Source organism: Streptococcus sp. 400_SSPC (genome assembly GCF_001072745.1).
GTDB classification, from domain to species: domain Bacteria; phylum Bacillota; class Bacilli; order Lactobacillales; family Streptococcaceae; genus Streptococcus; species Streptococcus xiaochunlingii.
Genome location: NZ_JVIQ01000047.1, coordinates 1 through 16220 on the forward strand (window position 1 = coordinate 1; position 16220 = coordinate 16220).

General features: G+C 44.7%; 15 protein-coding genes and 1 other RNA gene. 2 read left to right on the forward strand and 14 right to left on the reverse strand.

The window, feature by feature from the left end; genetic code table 11:
• Window positions 1-204: 204 nt before the first annotated feature.
• From ADH49_RS06030 to ADH49_RS06050, 6 genes are all read right to left on the reverse strand, one after another.
• Entirely contained in the window at window positions 205-1008 is an 804-nt protein-coding gene (locus tag ADH49_RS06030) for a hypothetical protein (protein ID WP_048690725.1), read from the reverse strand.
• 21 nt (window positions 1009-1029) lie between these two features.
• Entirely contained in the window at window positions 1030-2166 is a 1137-nt protein-coding gene (locus ADH49_RS06035; protein ID WP_048690727.1) for a hypothetical protein, read from the reverse strand.
• Between the two features lie 184 nt (window positions 2167-2350).
• Complete coding sequence (locus ADH49_RS06040; protein WP_006155372.1) at window positions 2351-3700, reverse strand: glucose-6-phosphate isomerase; 1350 nt, start codon at window positions 3698-3700, stop codon at window positions 2351-2353.
• Between the two features lie 407 nt (window positions 3701-4107).
• Window positions 4108-4193, reverse strand: an RNA gene (ffs, locus tag ADH49_RS09590) — signal recognition particle sRNA small type.
• A gap of 41 nt (window positions 4194-4234) precedes the next feature.
• Complete coding sequence (gene tadA / locus ADH49_RS06045) at window positions 4235-4747, reverse strand: tRNA adenosine(34) deaminase TadA (protein ID WP_048690730.1); 513 nt, start codon at window positions 4745-4747, stop codon at window positions 4235-4237.
• 221 nt (window positions 4748-4968) lie between these two features.
• Window positions 4969-6261 carry an adenylosuccinate synthase gene (locus ADH49_RS06050; protein WP_048690732.1) on the reverse strand — a complete coding sequence of 431 codons (1293 nt, stop codon included), beginning with the start codon at window positions 6259-6261 and terminating at the stop codon, window positions 4969-4971.
• A gap of 375 nt (window positions 6262-6636) precedes the next feature.
• Here ADH49_RS06050 and hslO point away from each other — a divergent pair, with 375 nt between their 5' ends.
• Both hslO and dusB read left to right on the forward strand, forming a co-directional pair.
• Window positions 6637-7509, forward strand: coding sequence for an Hsp33 family molecular chaperone HslO (gene hslO, locus ADH49_RS06055; protein WP_048690734.1), 873 nt, complete (start codon window positions 6637-6639; stop codon window positions 7507-7509).
• Window positions 7496-8476 (forward strand): tRNA dihydrouridine synthase DusB, encoded by a 981-nt coding sequence (dusB, locus tag ADH49_RS06060; protein ID WP_048690736.1) that lies wholly within the window; start codon window positions 7496-7498, stop codon window positions 8474-8476. The genes hslO and dusB overlap by 14 nt, the downstream gene beginning before the upstream one ends.
• Window positions 8477-8519: 43 nt before the next feature.
• On the opposite strand, the gene ADH49_RS06065 is transcribed toward dusB, so the two are convergent.
• From ADH49_RS06065 to ADH49_RS06100, 8 genes are all read right to left on the reverse strand, one after another.
• The gene (locus ADH49_RS06065; RefSeq protein ID WP_048690738.1) at window positions 8520-9317 is read right to left on the reverse strand and encodes an NUDIX domain-containing protein; all 798 of its coding nucleotides are present in this window, start codon (window positions 9315-9317) and stop codon (window positions 8520-8522) included.
• On the reverse strand, window positions 9318-10100 hold the full coding sequence (pnuC, locus tag ADH49_RS06070) for a nicotinamide riboside transporter PnuC (RefSeq protein ID WP_048690741.1): 783 nt from the start codon (window positions 10098-10100) through the stop codon (window positions 9318-9320).
• A 13-nt stretch (window positions 10101-10113) separates the two neighbouring features.
• Window positions 10114-11172: an AAA family ATPase gene (locus tag ADH49_RS06075; RefSeq protein WP_048690743.1), complete on the reverse strand. Its 1059-nt coding sequence runs from the start codon at window positions 11170-11172 to the stop codon at window positions 10114-10116.
• 202 nt (window positions 11173-11374) lie between these two features.
• Window positions 11375-12109: a hypothetical protein gene (locus ADH49_RS06080; protein ID WP_048690745.1), complete on the reverse strand. Its 735-nt coding sequence runs from the start codon at window positions 12107-12109 to the stop codon at window positions 11375-11377.
• 161 nt (window positions 12110-12270) lie between these two features.
• Window positions 12271-12675, reverse strand: a complete 405-nt coding sequence (locus ADH49_RS06085; RefSeq protein ID WP_048690747.1) for a DUF4430 domain-containing protein — start codon at window positions 12673-12675, stop codon at window positions 12271-12273.
• Window positions 12656-13144, reverse strand: coding sequence for a hypothetical protein (locus ADH49_RS06090; protein WP_048690749.1), 489 nt, complete (start codon window positions 13142-13144; stop codon window positions 12656-12658). Before ADH49_RS06090 ends, ADH49_RS06085 begins: the two co-directional genes overlap by 20 nt.
• Before the next feature lie 11 nt (window positions 13145-13155).
• The gene (locus tag ADH49_RS06095) at window positions 13156-15585 is read right to left on the reverse strand and encodes an ATP-dependent Clp protease ATP-binding subunit (RefSeq protein WP_048690751.1); all 2430 of its coding nucleotides are present in this window, start codon (window positions 15583-15585) and stop codon (window positions 13156-13158) included.
• 7 nt (window positions 15586-15592) lie between these two features.
• Entirely contained in the window at window positions 15593-16051 is a 459-nt protein-coding gene (locus ADH49_RS06100; RefSeq protein ID WP_048690753.1) for a CtsR family transcriptional regulator, read from the reverse strand.
• Window positions 16052-16220: the final 169 nt, after the last annotated feature.

Below are 16220 nucleotides of genomic sequence, written 5' to 3' on the forward strand. Positions count from 1 at the left end.
GTCCCACCTCCGCACAGTTGAGTAGGGCTGTAAAAGCTGATGAAATCAGCGTAGTAGAGCCCATTCAACCACTGCGTCTTGCTCGACAATCCAAAAATAATTGAGAGGCTAGGACTTTTGTCCCAGCCTCTTTTTCTAGCTTTAGGAAAGTTGAGTTTCTTCCTTTCTTTTCCCTACCATTGTGAGGCAGGAAAGTGACCAATCTTAGTCGTCACCTTTTTTAGCAAGAAGGAAATCGCCGTCTGATTGTTTCACAAACGTTAACTTATATTGGTCTGAAGTTGAAGATTTAAAACGGATTGTCATGGTAGTCACAATATCATTAGTTTTGTAGTCTTCATCTGCAGACAAGGAGAGAGAATAAATGGTATTATCTTTCAACACTTCCTTGTAAGAAACGCCATCCTTACCAGTTTTGGAATCCCCGACTTTAAGCTTGTCATAGTAAGAAGAGGTCATGAAATTGTCCTCAGCTTCGTTATAATCCCCTGAATAATAGAGGTCCTGTAAATAATAGGTATCCCCCTCTTTCTTAAAAGTCAGTCTCATATCACGAACGGTATGGAATTGACTATAGGTATCATCCTGATCTTCTTTTAACTCGCCCCACTCTAAATCAATGAGATCTCTTCTAAACGAACCTTGCAAAGCTTTTCCGTGCTCATCCACAACATCTTCAATGGATGTTCCCAAATTTGAAGTTGAGTATGTGCCAAGCTCGAGGTTAGCCAAATCTGTAATGTTCCAAGAAAAATCAGTATCGTCTGGATCAATATATTTTCCAGCCTGATCGCGTTTTGATTCCCCTGCATCAGCTTTCGGATGAAGGACAGGCGAGGAACTTTTAGCACTATTTGCTGCACCCATAGAATGACCGAGGAAGAGACCGATAATGACTCCTAAGACCGCAAAGCCACTAATACAAGCAATTAACAGACCTTTCCCTGGCTTCTTTTGATCACCAGTTTCTGGCACACCAAATGGTGCCTGTGATTGATTCGTATTCATCTTTCATCTATCTCCTCTATATTAAAAACGTTCTGGACCAATGTATAAGAAGTCCCCATCTGGTTGTGCTAAGAAGCGTAATGTCTTATAATCGTCTCCCACTTTAAGGTTGATCTTTGCAACCACTCGAGTAGAGTCATACTCTTCTCCATCAGCAGTGATTTTTGTCTCTGTACCTATTTGAACATTTTGTTTATGTTTCTTCAAAACTTCCAATAAGGAGGTTCCACCTTTACCAGTTTTCTTATCTCCTTTTTTCAGATCTTTGAATTCTTTCGTGCTCATCTCACGATCTGTAGAAGTATCTTCATCTTCGTCGTCTTCACTCGCATAGACTTCTTCCAAGTTAAAGGCTTCTACAGATTTCAAATAATAGTTGCCATCCACTTTTTCAAATTTGAAATAAACATTCTGGTGAGAGGCGTTCTTTGCACGATCCCAAGTAAGAGTCATGCCTTTCTTTTCATAATCGACACTGGTAGCCAATCCATAAGTTTCAACAATCTGATCAGCAGTCAAGCCATAACCGTCCTTGTTGCTATAACTTAATGCAGCAAGGTCTTTTAGGGTCCAAGTAAAGATAACCTCATCCTTTTCTGTAATAAAGCCTGTCTTTGTTTTCTTAGCTTCTTCACTAGCACGGTCTAATCGTTTGGTACGTTTGGCATCTGCTTGAGGCTTAGATGAATGTCCCCAGAAATAGCCAGCTCCGCCACCGATCAAGCCACCAAGAAAGAGGGCAAGAATAGAAAAGACGATAAAGTTAGTCCGTCCACTCTTCGGTTTTGGCTGAACATTCCATTGTGATTGAAAGGCTTGAGGGTTCCCTTGTTGGTAGAAAGGATTGTTTTCTACCTGTGGCGCTTGATTTTGGAAAAATTGTTCCTGTCCTCCAGTTTGTGGTCCTTCTACTGGAGAAGACTGTTGGAAGCCTTGCGCTCCTGGTGCACCAAATGGCTCATAAGCTGTTTGGCCATTTTGTACTCCAAAAGGGTCTTGGAAGTTTTGGCCCATTGAATCTTCAAGAGGTTCTTGAGCAGCCTGCCCCCCTTGTGCTCCAAAAGGTTCTTGAACAGTTTGTCCCTCTTGTGTTCCAAAAGGCTCTTGAACAGTTTGTCCCTCTTGTGTTCCAAAAGGTGTCTTGTCTTCTGTTGTCATAATCTCTCCTTTACTAACAACCTTCGCTCATCGTTCTTTCTACTTTTTTGTGATCATAGTTTGACGTGCAAAGTATAAATATAGTAGTTCTACTATATCATAAAACAGTCTATTTTTCCACCTCATTCTGAGATATGGAAAGCGATTAAAAAACGACCTCTTTCGAGATCGTTTTGTCTGTCTATTAAAGACGAGCGTTGAGTTCTTTGCTCAATTCTTCAAATCCTGGTTTACCAAGAAGGGCAAACATGTTACGTTTGTAAGCTTCAACACCTGGTTGGTCAAATGGGTTGATAGCGTTCAAGTAACCTGAAAGGGCGATGGCCAATTCGAAGAAGTAGATAGTGTATCCAAGAGTGAAGGCATCTTGCTCAGGAAGAGTCACGTACATGTTTGGCACGTCACCGTCAGTGTGGGCAAGAAGAACACCGTCAGTCGCTTTTTTGTTCACGAAGTCAACATCTTTTCCTTGGAGGTATCCAAGTCCATCAAGGTCTTCTTCCAAAGTAGGGATGATCACGTTCTTACGTGGTTTGTCCACACGGACAACTGTTTCAAACATGATACGAGTTCCTTCTTGGATAAATTGACCCAATGAGTGCAAGTCTGTTGAGAAGTTAGCTGAAGTTGGGTAAATACCTTTCTGGTCTTTCCCTTCTGACTCACCAGCCAATTGTTTCCACCATTCTGAGAAGTATTGAAGTGATGGCTCATAGTTTACCAAGATTTCAGTTGCATAGCCTTTACGGTAAAGGATGTTACGAACAGCTGCATATTGGTAAGCTTCGTTTTCAGAGATTTTATCTGAAGTGTAGTCTTTGCGAGCTGCATTCGCACCTTCCATAAGAGCTTTGATGTCAGCTCCTGATGCTGCGATTGGAAGCAAACCAACGGCTGTCAATACTGAGAAGCGTCCACCGATATCATCTGGAACAACAAATGTTTCCCAACCATTAGCGTCTGCTTCAACCTTAACAGCACCTTTTTGGCGGTCAGTTGTTGCGTAGATACGTTTGTTCGCTTCTTCTTGACCGTATTTCTTAACCAAGAGTTCTTTGAAGACACGGAAAGCGATAGCTGGTTCAGTTGTTGTACCTGATTTAGAAATCACGTTTACTGAGAAGTCTTTATCTGCAACATACTCTACCAAGTCAGCCAGGTAAGTTGATGAGATAGAGTTTCCAGCGTAAAGGATTTGTGGAGCCTTGCGTTCTTCTTTTGTTTGCAAGTTTGCAAAGTGGTGGTTCAAGAAGTCAATGGCAGCTTTAGCACCAAGGTAAGATCCACCGATACCGATAACGACCAAAACATCGCTGTCTGCTTTGATTTGTTCAGCAGCTTTCAAGATGCGGTCAAATTCTTCGCGGTCATAGTTTTCAGGCAGGTCCAACCAACCCAAGAAGTCGCTACCAGCACCAGTTCCTTTACGGATCAATTCGTCTGCTGCTGTAACTTGTGCTTGCATGTATTCCACTTCATGTGGTGCAACAAATTTGTCTAAGACTTTTGAATAATCAAATTTAATATGTGACATAGTATTCCTCCAAAATTTCTTCTTCTCTATGATATCGCTTTACCGGGATTTAATCAAGGGAAACCACCCTGTAAAACGTTTTCATTTGCTAATTTTTTTATTTTCACAAATCAAGTAACGACGCAATAGCAATCGTTTGCATATGGCGCCTTATTTTGATCAGAATATACAAAAAAAGAAGCTACTGATGAAGCTCCATTTTCACGCAATTATTCTTTGAATCCGCTAATGAATTTTGAGATGACGCTGGTGAGTGATCGGCTACAGGTCTCGTAAATCCTATGGGTCAGATCTCCTCCTGCAGACTTGACTCTCTATATATTTCGGAACGTAGTTCTCGCTTTGCTCGAACTGCGTCAATGTACCTAAGTTCATCCGCGTCCGTTGGACTTGATTCACTAAGGTACATAGAAAAAGAGCACACAGTTCACTTCGCTTAGGGCTGCTGGATTCCTCCCCTGACCCGCTTCACGCAGAACTGTTGCTCCGATAGGTATTATATCATAATTTGTGGATTTTGCAAAGGTCTGGGTTTTATTCTTGTGTTTCGGCCTTGGCTGCGAGCTTGGCTTGTTTTTTTCGTTCCCGACCTTGGCGGAAAAAGGTCTGCATGATGGTTGCACATTCTGCTTCCAAGATTCCTGTTTCTACTTCCACCCGGTGATTGAGACGTTCATCTGTCAAAATGTCGTAGAGACTCCCTGCTCCACCAAACTTCTGATTGGTCGCACCGTAGACTACCTGAGGGATCCGGGCCAGCCCGATGGCGCCACTGCACATGACACAGGGTTCAATGGTCACAAATAGGGTGGTATCCAGCAAACGCCAGCTCTCTTCCTGCTGATTGGCTTCTTCGATCGCCATTACCTCCGCATGCATGACCGCTCGCTGCAATTCTTCTCGCGCGTTGTGCCCACGTCCAATGATCTCACCGTCTTTGACAATGACACAGCCAATAGGAATTTCCTCATGGGCCAAGGCGATCTCTGCCTCTTTTAAAGCCTCTCGCATAAAAGCTTCTTTCTCTTCTAGGGTATAGTCTCTCACTTGTACACTCACTTACTTTTTATGTTCTTGTTCTATTATATGATGAAGCTACAAAAAAAGCCACCAATGGGTGACTTCTTATAGGGAGATATTATGAAAAAAAGTTAAGAGTGCTAAACAAAGTTGGGAGGTCTTTGTTTATGCTCTTAGTATAAACCACAGGACTTAAAGTAATCTTAAGAAGTAAAAAAGTTGAGAGAAATCTCCCAACTTTTATTTGATTATTTACTTGACCAGACACTTTCAAGGATATTGGTTTGGTCACGATCTGGTCCAACCGAGAAGGTTGAAATACGCACACCAACCAATTCACCGATCCGGCGCACATAGTTGCGGGCATTTTCTGGAAGCTCATCCAAGTGGCGGACACCTGTGATGTCTTCTGACCAACCTGGCAACTCTTCATAGATCGGTTTGCAACGTTTGAGTTGCTCCAAGCTTGCTGGGTAGTAGTCGATGCGTTCCCCATCTAAGTCGTAGGCTACACAGATTTTCACCGTATCCAAGCCTGACAATACGTCGATCGAGTTCAAGCTAAGGTTGGTAATTCCTGACACACGACGGCTATGGCGCATGACAACTGAGTCAAACCAACCAACACGACGAGGCCGACCTGTTGTTGTACCATACTCATGGCCGACTTCACGGATCCGGTCCCCTACTTCATCGAAGAGCTCCGTAGGGAATGGGCCATCACCAACACGGCTGGTATAGGCTTTACATACACCGACCACCTTATCAATCTTGCTTGGGCCGACACCTGATCCGATGGTCACCCCACCTGCGACTGGGTTTGAAGAGGTTACAAATGGATAGGTCCCTTGGTCGATATCCAACATAACCCCTTGGGCTCCTTCAAAGAGCACGCGCTTGCCGTTGTCCAAAGCATCGTTCAAGATGACGGAAGTATCGGTTACATATTGTTTGATTTGTTGACCATATTCATAGTATTCTTCGAAGATATCGTCAAAGGAAAGAGCCTCTGCTTCATAGAGTTTGGTAAATTGACGGTTCTTTTCTTCCAAGTTGATGCGCAGGCGTTCTGCAAAGACGTCGCGGTCCAAAAGATCCGCGATCCGGATTCCCACACGCGCAGCCTTGTCCATGTAAGCTGGTCCAATCCCTTTGATGGTCGTTCCGATTTTGTTGTCCCCTTTTGACTCTTCTTGGAGACGGTCCAATTCGATGTGGTAAGGAAGGATGACATGGGCACGGTCAGAAATGCGAAGGCTGTCTGTTGATACCCCTTCTTCATGGAGATAAGCCAACTCTTTGACCAATGATTTAGGATTGACCACTACTCCGTTTCCGATCACAGAAATCTTTTCAGGGAAGAAGATACCCGAAGGAATCAAGTGCAACTTGAACTTTTTGCCGTCGATCACGATGGTGTGACCGGCATTGTCCCCACCTTGGTAACGAGCAATGACTTCTGCATTGGCTGATAGGAAGTCTGTAATCTTCCCTTTTCCTTCATCACCCCATTGGGTTCCTACTACAACAACTGATGTCATAATTCTTTTTCATATACCATAGATAGTTGCCTATCTATGCCTTTCTTCAAACTAGGGGCAGGAGTCTCACCTGCAAGTTTGTCTTACACTCTATTATAAGAAATTTCCTCTTTTTTTTCAAGGTCAGCTAGTTCATTGCTTGGTTTTTTACCCTTAAAAGTTGACTCTCATTTTCTAAACATCCATCTTTTGACCTTCATATCCCAGCTTATACAATGATCGTTCGTCTTTTACCTTATTTTCTCCCTAAAATAGATCCTAGTCTATTCAGTTTCTAAGCAAGATTCTCCTCAGAAAGATTTTCTCCCTTCACAGTCTAAATAAATCAAGTTACTCCCCTCACCTCTTTTCTTTTTTTATGCTAAAATAGAAGCTATGGACAAAATTATTAAAACTATCTCAGAAAGTGGCTCTTTCCGTGCCTTTGTACTAGACAGTACAGAGACCGTGCGAACAGCCCAAGAAAAACATCAAACTCAAGCAAGTTCAACAGTGGCCCTCGGTCGGACCCTCATCGCTAGTCAAATTTTAGCTGCCAATGAAAAGGGAAATACCAAGATAACAGTGAAAATCCTCGGTACTAGCTCACTAGGTGCTATTATCACTGTGGCAGATACCCAAGGAAACGTCAAAGGCTACGTGCAAAATCCTGGTGTGGATATCAAGAAAACAGCGACTGGTGAAGTCGTGGTCGGACCATTTGTCGGAAACGGGGAATTCTTAGTCATCACCGACTACGGAACAGGCAATCCTTACCACTCCATGACACCTCTGGTCACTGGCGAAATCGGTGAAGACCTGGCTTATTATTTGACCGAAAGCCAACAAACGCCATCTGCGGTGGGGCTCAATGTGCTTTTAGACGAAAACGACAAGGTCAAGGTCGCTGGTGGTTTCTTGGTACAGGTCTTGCCAAATGCCAAGGAAGAAGAAATTGCCCGCTTTGAAAAACGTATCCAAGAAATGCCGGCCATTTCTAGCCTTCTGGAAAGCGACGACCATATTGAAGCCCTTCTCGCTGCTATCTATGGCGAAGATCCATACAAACGTCTCTCTGAAGAAGAGCTTCGCTTCCAATGCGACTGTAGCAAGGAACGCTTCATGGATGCCTTGGCTAGCTTGCCAGCCAAAGACCTTCAAGAAATGAAGGACGAAGACCAGGGAGCGGAAATTGTTTGCCAATTCTGTCAGACAGCTTATCACTTTGATGAAAACGACTTGGAGGAACTCATTCGTGACAAATCTTAATACACCTTTTATGATTGGGAACGTCGAGATTCCAAACCGGACGGTCCTAGCACCTATGGCCGGTGTGACCAACTCAGCTTTCCGGACGATCGCTAAAGAACTAGGAGCAGGGCTTGTGGTCATGGAAATGGTCTCTGACAAAGGAATCCAATACAATAACGAAAAGACCCTGCATATGCTCCATATCGATGAAGGTGAAAATCCTGTATCGATCCAACTTTTCGGGAGCGACGAAGATAGTCTCGCACGCGCAGCAGAATTTATCCAAGAAAATACCAAGACCGATATCGTGGATATCAACATGGGCTGCCCAGTGAACAAAATCGTGAAAAACGAGGCGGGGGCTATGTGGCTCAAGGATCCTGATAAGATTTACTCCATTATCAACAAGGTTCAATCCGTCCTTGATATCCCTCTCACTGTCAAAATGCGGACAGGTTGGTCGGATCCTTCTCTAGCAGTGGAAAATGCCCTCGCAGCTGAAGCTGCAGGTGTCTCTGCCCTCGCTATGCACGGACGGACTCGGGAGCAAATGTACACTGGTCACGCTGACCTCGAGACCCTTCACAAGGTTGCGCAAGCTCTGACCAAGATTCCATTTATTGCAAATGGAGACATCCGTACGATTCAAGAAGCGAAACAACGCATCGAAGAAGTCGGTGCCGACGCGGTCATGATTGGCCGTGCCGCTATGGGCAATCCTTACCTCTTCAATCAAATCAATCATTACTTTGAAACAGGAGAAATCCTGCCTGATTTAACCTTCGAAGACAAGATGAAGATTGCTTATGAGCATCTGAAACGCTTGATTGATCTCAAGGGCGAGCACATTGCCGTTCGCGAATTCCGCGGCTTAGCCCCTCACTACCTCCGTGGAACATCTGGCGCTGCCAAACTACGCGGAGCCATCTCGCAAGCTAGCACTCTGGCTGAGATTGAAGAACTTCTTCAATTAGAAAAAGCTTAATAACAAAAAAACAGCATCGAAATATTGATGCTGTTTTTATATCTTATTGATCCGCTTGAGATTCGCTTTCTTTCCAGCGATAGGTCTTGCGCGGTTTTTTCTTAGGTACCCGTTTGACACCTACTTCTTCTACGTAAGATCCATAGGTCACAAGGAAATTATTGGTCAAAATTTCTTTATCTGGATGAATCAGATTCACTAGCTCCGTAGCCTCATAGACAGTGAAAGGTTCTTCTAGGAGATGGAGGAAGGTTGGATTCCAAGCCAAACGCCCTTGGATCCGCTTGATCGATTCTTGAACAATCTCATAGTGGTCAAAGGCGAAATCTTCAGCTGTCAAGACACGGCCATCTAGAGAACATTCCCCTTGTTTGAAGTCCACATCAAGGAAAAGAACTTCTTTGGCATCATCTCCAGCTCGGACCAGATTGACGGCCTCCGCAGGCAAATAGACCAGGTGAGCGATGGTGATGACCCAGCCCCGTGGGTCCCGACCAGGAGTCGAAACTGTCATTAACTGCTCGACCTTTTGAGGGGTCAACTCTAGTCCAACTTCTTCTTGAACTTCGCGGATACAAGCCTGGATAGCATCCTCGTGCTTTTGCAAGAATCCTCCAACCAAGGCGACCCGATGCTGACAAGGGTGGGTTTTTCGGCGAATCACCAAGAGCTTCAAACGCCCCTCCACAAAGCAGTAGGCCACCATATCGGTAGTTACACTTGGATTTTCATAGGTGGGATGATCTTGCTCCTTATACCAACGGAGGAATTCTTCCTCGCTGACGACCGTCTCGTAGTATTCCTTTTCGTTCATCCCTTCCGGAATGCTGCTTGTTGCCATCTAAATATCCTCCTTTTTCACAGCTTTGCTCCATTGGTACCAACCAACCAAGCTATTGAGGGTGTAGACCCAATACATTCCCTGAATATGGATGCTTTCTCCCCACCAGAGGTAGATACTGAAGAGGTTGGTCGCAATCCAGAAAATCCACTGTTCACGATAAAGACCAGTCATGAGAAGTTGACCGACTCCATTGGTCGCATCTGTCACACTATCACGGAAAGGTCGAGCGCTGTGGATACTTTTATAAGCATAGCCCATCCCGATCCAAATCAGAGCAGTTAGAACCAAATACTTGATCCATTCCATTATGGTTAATTTCTTGGCTTCAAAGTGAGATTCTTCTGCCCCTCCTTGGTCATTGATCCGATTCGACAACCAGACATAGAGACCGATTGGTTGCATCACAAAGAAGTATAGGGTTGTCAGAACTTCTCCATAGAAGTTTTTGTTCAAGGCTAGGATGAGGTAAATCGCTGAGTTCACTGCTCCAAAGAGATAGTTACTAGCCCTACCTTCTGCTACTAGTATCACACAAACGATTCCTGTCCAGGAGGCAAAGAGCCCTAACCAATCGTGACTTGCTTCCTGATTGGTAAACTCTAGGACAAAGGGCACGCTAGACAAAGCAATCAGATACAGCCATTGTGTCAGAGTGCGACCTGCAAATAGGTCTTGCCAAAGGAGTTTCATAATTCCTACGAAGCCACGTTTGCCAGCTTCTCGATGGACATTTTTTAAATGCTCCCCAAACGTTTGAATTTTTTCTTGTAGTCGTTTCATGCTGTTTCTCCCTTTAATCAGCTTGATAAATCGTATCGATGACACGCTTTGCTTCTTCGTAATTCCCCAAGTAGTCTTGCCCGAGATAGGCTGTAGGGATATCTGCGAGGTATTGGTGGCGGAGGTGATCCAGGTGATTTGAAAAACTGTTGCGAATTTCATCATCTGCCATGGTCATATCACGGAAGCCATCATTGACATAGGATCCAATGGGTTGGACAAATAAGATCAGATCCCATTTTTCCTTAGCGAGGATACTAACGAATAAGTTATCGAAGGTATCCGTCATACTGGTCTCTTGGCCTTCTACTTCCATATAGTAGTCGTAATAGCCCTTGGTCACCAGAGAGTTGGTATCCGCAATGACCAGGCCTCGATTGGCACTACTGTCGATTAATTTTGAGGTTTGATCGTATTGTCCGAGTAGGAGATAATAATAGTCCTTGGGGGTCAGCTCATCATCCCGTACATTATTTCTGATCTGGTACTCCCGGGCATATTCTAAGCTCACTGGCGCGTCATAGAAGCGGGCCAAATCTTTTGCCAAGGTCGTCTTCCCGTTACTAGCACTCCCCATAATGAGGACCTTTTTGGTAAACTGACGACGGAAGGGTTGCGCAATGTATTTCCAATACTTGCTGGGATTTTCCCGGATGAGGGTTCCTGAGATACCAAACTGACGCTCCTGTAAGTGCGCTTGAAAGCCTCTCGCTTCAAGTTCCTCTTGATACGTTTTTTCCCCAACATAGAAGATGAGCTCTTCTCTCTCAGCATCATATTGAATGGTTTCTAAAGCTGTTTTCAACCAAGGCTCCCATCCTAAAGGATAGCGGGGAAGTTCTGTCTCGTCTAATTTATAAATTTGGGTGAGTTCATCATTTGAAAAACCTTCTCGAATATAGCGAAAACGTTTTTGCAAAGGAAGGCCAACTTCTTCTCCTCGGTCACCTTTGTAACCAGAGACAATCACACAAACGCGGTCGCATTGGCGTTTTGCCCGTTGAATTAAATCAATATGACCTTGATGAAGGGGGGCAAACGTTCCAAATACTACTGCCACTTTTTCTTTCATCTAACTGGCTCCTTTATCATAATGTCAAAACATGTTTTGCTTATGATTTTATTATAAACTATAATTTCAATCTGTCAATACTTTTTTATAAAAAAATATATTTTTATAAAACAAAAATTAAAAAAGATTCAACTCTGTATGTTATTATACAGAATTGAATCTCTGATTTCAATCTTTTTTTAATTTTCTCAGTAGCGAGCCATTATTCCCGAACAAGGGCATGCACATGGCCATTTTCTGTCACTTGAACACTTGCCACTTGACCATTTTGACCAACAACTATATCCAGGCTAGCTACAGATCCATCTTGGGTGGAAATCAAGCCAGCATGGTAATGACCTTGGTCCAAGTTGTATTCATAGCTTCCAATCGTATATCCCACTGCATCGCCACCAGGATTTTGAATGGTTACTTGTCCTCCTTGACCGATCGTTACGCCTGTATCACGACCGTCGGTCCAACTACCTGCTGCTCCTGAATAATCCCCTGAGGCATAGCTCAAGACACCTTTATAGCGTGGGTTCTCTGTCTTAGAGGCTTGTTCTTTGGCAGTCGTGCGACCTTCTTCCAAGCTAGGACGTTTTTGTTTTTCTGGTGCTGGGTTCACTGCTGGTTTTGTTTCTTTGGAAGGAGTTGGAACCAGGCCTTGACTGACTTCTGGAACTCTTGGTGTCACTGAAGTTGATGGATTTTCTTGGCTCGCTTGTGTTTCTCTCGAAGCGTTGGCAGGAGATTGTGCAACTTCTGTGCTTTGTGTGGTTTTGCTTGTGGTCTTTTTCTCTTCTTTTTTACTTGTAGAGCTTTGTTTCACTTGCACAATTTTACTAGTTGAAGATGGACTGGTTTCCTTTTTCTTTTCTGATCCACATCCGCTTAAGAGAAGAGCAGCTGTTAGAGCAAGGGTAGATAGACTAAAGAAGGTTCCTTTCGTTTTCATGGCAATACCTCTCTTTTGTAACATTTGTTACATTTTGTAATATAATTGTAACATTTATCTATAGGGAAGTCAAGAGGATTTGCAAGTCTTATAAAAAATAGAAACTAGTTTCAAAAAAGAGTGAACAAATGGAGCCCTACTCCAACCATTCACTCTCTTTCTTATTGATAAACTTCTTGATAAAATTCGATGGTATCTCCATCTTGGACAGTTGTTTCTGCTGCCCCTTTTGGTGCCATCTCTCCATTGATTTTGTACATCCAATAGAGTCCCTTGCTTTCATCCTGGGCTACGCCATCGATTGAGGTGATGAGGCCACTCTTTTCCTCAATCTTGTAGTTAGCTTTCAGGACTTCCATCAGGTTGGCTTTTTCAGCAACCTTCAAGGTCTTGCTTTGAGCTTCTTGCCCTTCAGGGGCGATACTGACCGTAATGGTAATTTGTTTTTCTTTCGCTACTTGTGAGCTAGAAGCTGAGCTTTCCGTAGTCGATGGTGTACTTTGTCCGCAACTGACCAATACAAGAGCTGCTAGGACAGCAAAGAAACTATAAAGTTTTTTTTTCATAATACAATCTCCTAAATACTACATAAAGTAGAGGGTAAAAACAGGCGGTGGAAAGGGCGTGGGCCAGGTTAAAGCTAAAGCCATTCACCAGGGCATAGGTCCACCAGGGCATGTGGTAGAGAACAGCATAAAGACTGTCAATCACTATCCCGTAGAGAAAGGATAAGATGCCGACCACCAGGGTTTGAACTTGCAAAGACAAGTGGCGGTAAAGCCCCCGCCAAATAGTCAAGAGGAGGCCAAAGGCCAGTATCTGAGCGAGCACCACTGGGCTTATCCCCAAGAGAAAAGCCGAGGTAAACATGGTGACCGCCATCACCAAACAGGCAAATTGCCAGTCTTCAAATAGCACCAGTAAAAAGAAAATGGCACTAATAGGTTGGACATTAGGCAAGAAGGCAAAGGCTTGTCTCAGCACCACACAGAGGGCTGCTAAGAGGGTGATTCGGGTCAAGCGTTTGAGAGGCACTGCATATCCTCCTAGTCAATCGTGAAGTTAAGCTGACCAGACTTAACACCTACCTTGAGGGTTTGCCCTTCGGCCACTTCTCCTCTCAAGAGGATCTCTGCCAAGTAGTCTTCCACCTGGGTCTGGATGGTCCGGCGCAAAGGACGTGCTCCCATCTCTGGATCATATCCGTGAGTCGCCAGCCATTTAAGGGCAGACGCTTGGAATTTCAGAGTAATGCCTTTCTCTGCTAGAGATTGAACCAATGGTTTCACCATAATCTTGACAATCTCATGCATTTGATCACTGGTCAAGCTATGGAAGACAACCTTCTCATCAATCCGGTTGATAAACTCTGGTCGATAAGTCTTCTTCAACTCTTCGAAGATGCGTTTCTCCATATTGGCTTGGTCAAAGCGAATATCCTTGGCTCCAAAGCCAACTGTCTTATCATCTCGTAAAGCGGTAGCTCCCAAGTTTGAGGTCATGATAATAATGGTATTGGAGAAATCTACCTTGCGTCCCTTGCTGTCGGTCAAGACACCGTCATCCAAGACTTGCAAGAGAACGTTAAAGATATCTGGATGGGCTTTTTCCACCTCATCAAACAAGAGGACTGAATAAGATTTGTTGCGGACTTTTTCCGTCAACTCGCCCCCTTCTTCATAACCAACATAACCTGGAGGGGCACCGTTGAGACGACTGGCCGCAAATTTCTCCATGTATTCACTCATATCAAAGCGGATCAAAGCGGACTCGTCATCAAAGAGGACTTCAGCCAGCGCCTTCGCCAGCTCAGTCTTCCCGACCCCAGTGGGACCGAGGAAGAGGAAGGAGCCAATTGGCCGTTTGTGAGAACGAATTCCCGACTGATTGCGACGAATCGCTCGGCTGATACTTGAGACAGCCTGATCCTGACCGATCACGCGCTTATGAAGTTCTGCTTCCAATTCAAGGTATTTCTTAGCTGCTGTTTGGGTTAGTTTCTCCACAGGAATGCCTGACAATTGACTAAGCGTCTTCAGGATATCCTCTTCCTTAACTTCTAGCTGGTAGCCTTTTGGACTAGCATCTTCTTTTAGCAACTGAGCAACTTTTTTCCACTGCCCCTTGAGCAAGGCTTGATCGGCAGCTGTCAAGTCGGACTGAAGACCGGCTTGAGGCCCCTTGTTTTGCACGGTCGCTGCCGCCTCATCCAAGAGGTCAATGGCGGAGTCAGGCAAGAGGCGGCTGGTCAAATAACGATTGGCATAGACAACAGCTGTCTCAATAGCCGCATCCGTAATATGGACACGGTGGTGACGTTCATAGGTCTTCTTGAGCCCTTGCAAAATCGCAATGCTATCTGCAACAGAGGGTTGCTCAATCAAGACTTTAGCAAAGCGGCGTGACAGAGCGGCGTCTTTTTCAATGTGTTTTTGGTATTCTTCTTGCGTAGTGGCTCCTACGGTCCGTAGGGTCCCGCGAGCCAAGGCTGGCTTCAAGATATTGGCCGCATCCAAGGTGGAGTCAATCCCAGAGCCAGAGCCCATAATGGTATGGAGCTCATCAATGAAGAGGATGACATGGCCATCTTCTTCGATATCATTGATGATGTTGTTCATCCGCTCTTCAAAATCTCCACGGAACCGCGTCCCTGCGACAACATTCATCAAGTCCAACTCTAAGACCCGCATCTTAGCCAGCTCCGTCGGGACATCTCCGCTGGCAATCCGTTGAGCCAAGCCCAAGGCTAGAGCGGTCTTTCCGACACCGGCATCCCCGACAAGGACTGGGTTATTTTTCGTTTTGCGGCTCAAAATCTGAATCATCCGCGAGATTTCTTGACCCCGGCCAATCACCGGTTCCAAACTGCCATTGCGAGCCATTTCTGTCAGATCTCGGGTGTAGTCTTCCAAACCACCGCTGGTAGAGGCTGGCATGCCCATCATATTTCCCATGGTTTGACGATTGGGTTGCTGGGCCCGATAGAGCGAACGGATAGCTTTCACAGCTTCCTTGTCCCAACCTGCTCGTTGTTCCAAGCTCTTGCGAAGCTCGACGATTTTAATGCCCTCTTCCTGATCATCATAGCGGAAGCCGACATACTCCAATACTTGAGAAGCCAAGGTTCCCCGTTCTAATAGAAGTGCCAATAGGACATGCTCTGTTCCAAGACTTTTGGCATGGACTGCCTGGGCAATCTCTTGGGAACGTTTCATGATTTCTTCGACACGGAAAGAAAAAGGAAATACCTCATAGCGGCCATCCCGTTGGTAGACTTGACCCGTAATGTGCTCCGCCGCATCTTGAAAATCATCAATCTGCATAGGATAGTCACTTAAGACGGAACCAGCTACACTATAAGGATTATTGGCTAGGGCTACTAGGATATGCCAGGTATCTAGCGTTTGAGACTCAAAATGACCCGCTAAGATTTGAGCGGCTTCAATCGTTTCTAATAGGGCTTTTGAATAGTTCATAAGGAGATTACATTCCCTTTCTATCGACTTGTTGGATAATTTTTCGTAGGATATTGGCTCGTAAGCGATGGGCTTCACTGCCCAGAACCTCGTCTGTCGTCATCACTGACAAAAGCTCTGCCTCTCTCTTTGTAAGGAGTTTTTCTTCAAATAGCATTTGAAGGATATCGCCAAAAACAGTCTGACTGATTTGTTCTCCGATGCTTGCGCCAAGCTCTTTTAGCATCTGGTGTTGGTCTGAAAATTGGACCTTGCCAATCCGGATATAACCGCCACCTCCACGCTTGCTCTCTACGATATAGCCTCGACTTTCGGTGAAGCGGGTCTTGATCACATAATTGATTTGACTAGGAACAACTTGGAAGACATCCGCTAATTCGCTTCTCTTGAGCTCTGCGATGCCTGCTTGAGCCAGTAGCGACTTGATATAGGCCTCAATGCTATCTGATGTATTTTTACTTGCCATGATGCTCCTTTCTAACCTTTTCATTCTAGATAAGCTCTCTGCTTTTCAGAGGATCAAAAATGGTCTCACCATCCATGATGTCATTATTGACCTTATCTGACTATTATACAATTTTTACGCCTGTAAATAAAGCAAAGACTACGTCGTGATAGAATCTGAAGACCCCTTG

Bases quoted from the DNA above. Each gene is read 5' to 3' on its own strand.
- ADH49_RS06030 (WP_048690725.1), bottom strand. From the start codon at position 1,008: ATGAATACGAATCAATCACAGGCACCATTTGGTGTGCCAGAAACTGGT.
- ADH49_RS06035 (WP_048690727.1), bottom strand. From the start codon at position 2,166: ATGACAACAGAAGACAAGACACCTTTTGGAACACAAGAGGGACAAACT.
- ADH49_RS06040 (WP_006155372.1), bottom strand. From the start codon at position 3,700: ATGTCACATATTAAATTTGATTATTCAAAAGTCTTAGACAAATTTGTT.
- ADH49_RS06050 (WP_048690732.1), bottom strand. From the start codon at position 6,261: ATGACATCAGTTGTTGTAGTAGGAACCCAATGGGGTGATGAAGGAAAA.
- hslO (WP_048690734.1), top strand. From the start codon at position 6,637: ATGGACAAAATTATTAAAACTATCTCAGAAAGTGGCTCTTTCCGTGCC.
- ADH49_RS06065 (WP_048690738.1), bottom strand. From the start codon at position 9,317: ATGGCAACAAGCAGCATTCCGGAAGGGATGAACGAAAAGGAATACTAC.
- pnuC (WP_048690741.1), bottom strand. From the start codon at position 10,100: ATGAAACGACTACAAGAAAAAATTCAAACGTTTGGGGAGCATTTAAAA.
- ADH49_RS06075 (WP_048690743.1), bottom strand. From the start codon at position 11,172: ATGAAAGAAAAAGTGGCAGTAGTATTTGGAACGTTTGCCCCCCTTCAT.
- ADH49_RS06080 (WP_048690745.1), bottom strand. From the start codon at position 12,109: ATGAAAACGAAAGGAACCTTCTTTAGTCTATCTACCCTTGCTCTAACA.
- ADH49_RS06085 (WP_048690747.1), bottom strand. From the start codon at position 12,675: ATGAAAAAAAAACTTTATAGTTTCTTTGCTGTCCTAGCAGCTCTTGTA.
- ADH49_RS06095 (WP_048690751.1), bottom strand. From the start codon at position 15,585: ATGAACTATTCAAAAGCCCTATTAGAAACGATTGAAGCCGCTCAAATC.
- ADH49_RS06100 (WP_048690753.1), bottom strand. From the start codon at position 16,051: ATGGCAAGTAAAAATACATCAGATAGCATTGAGGCCTATATCAAGTCG.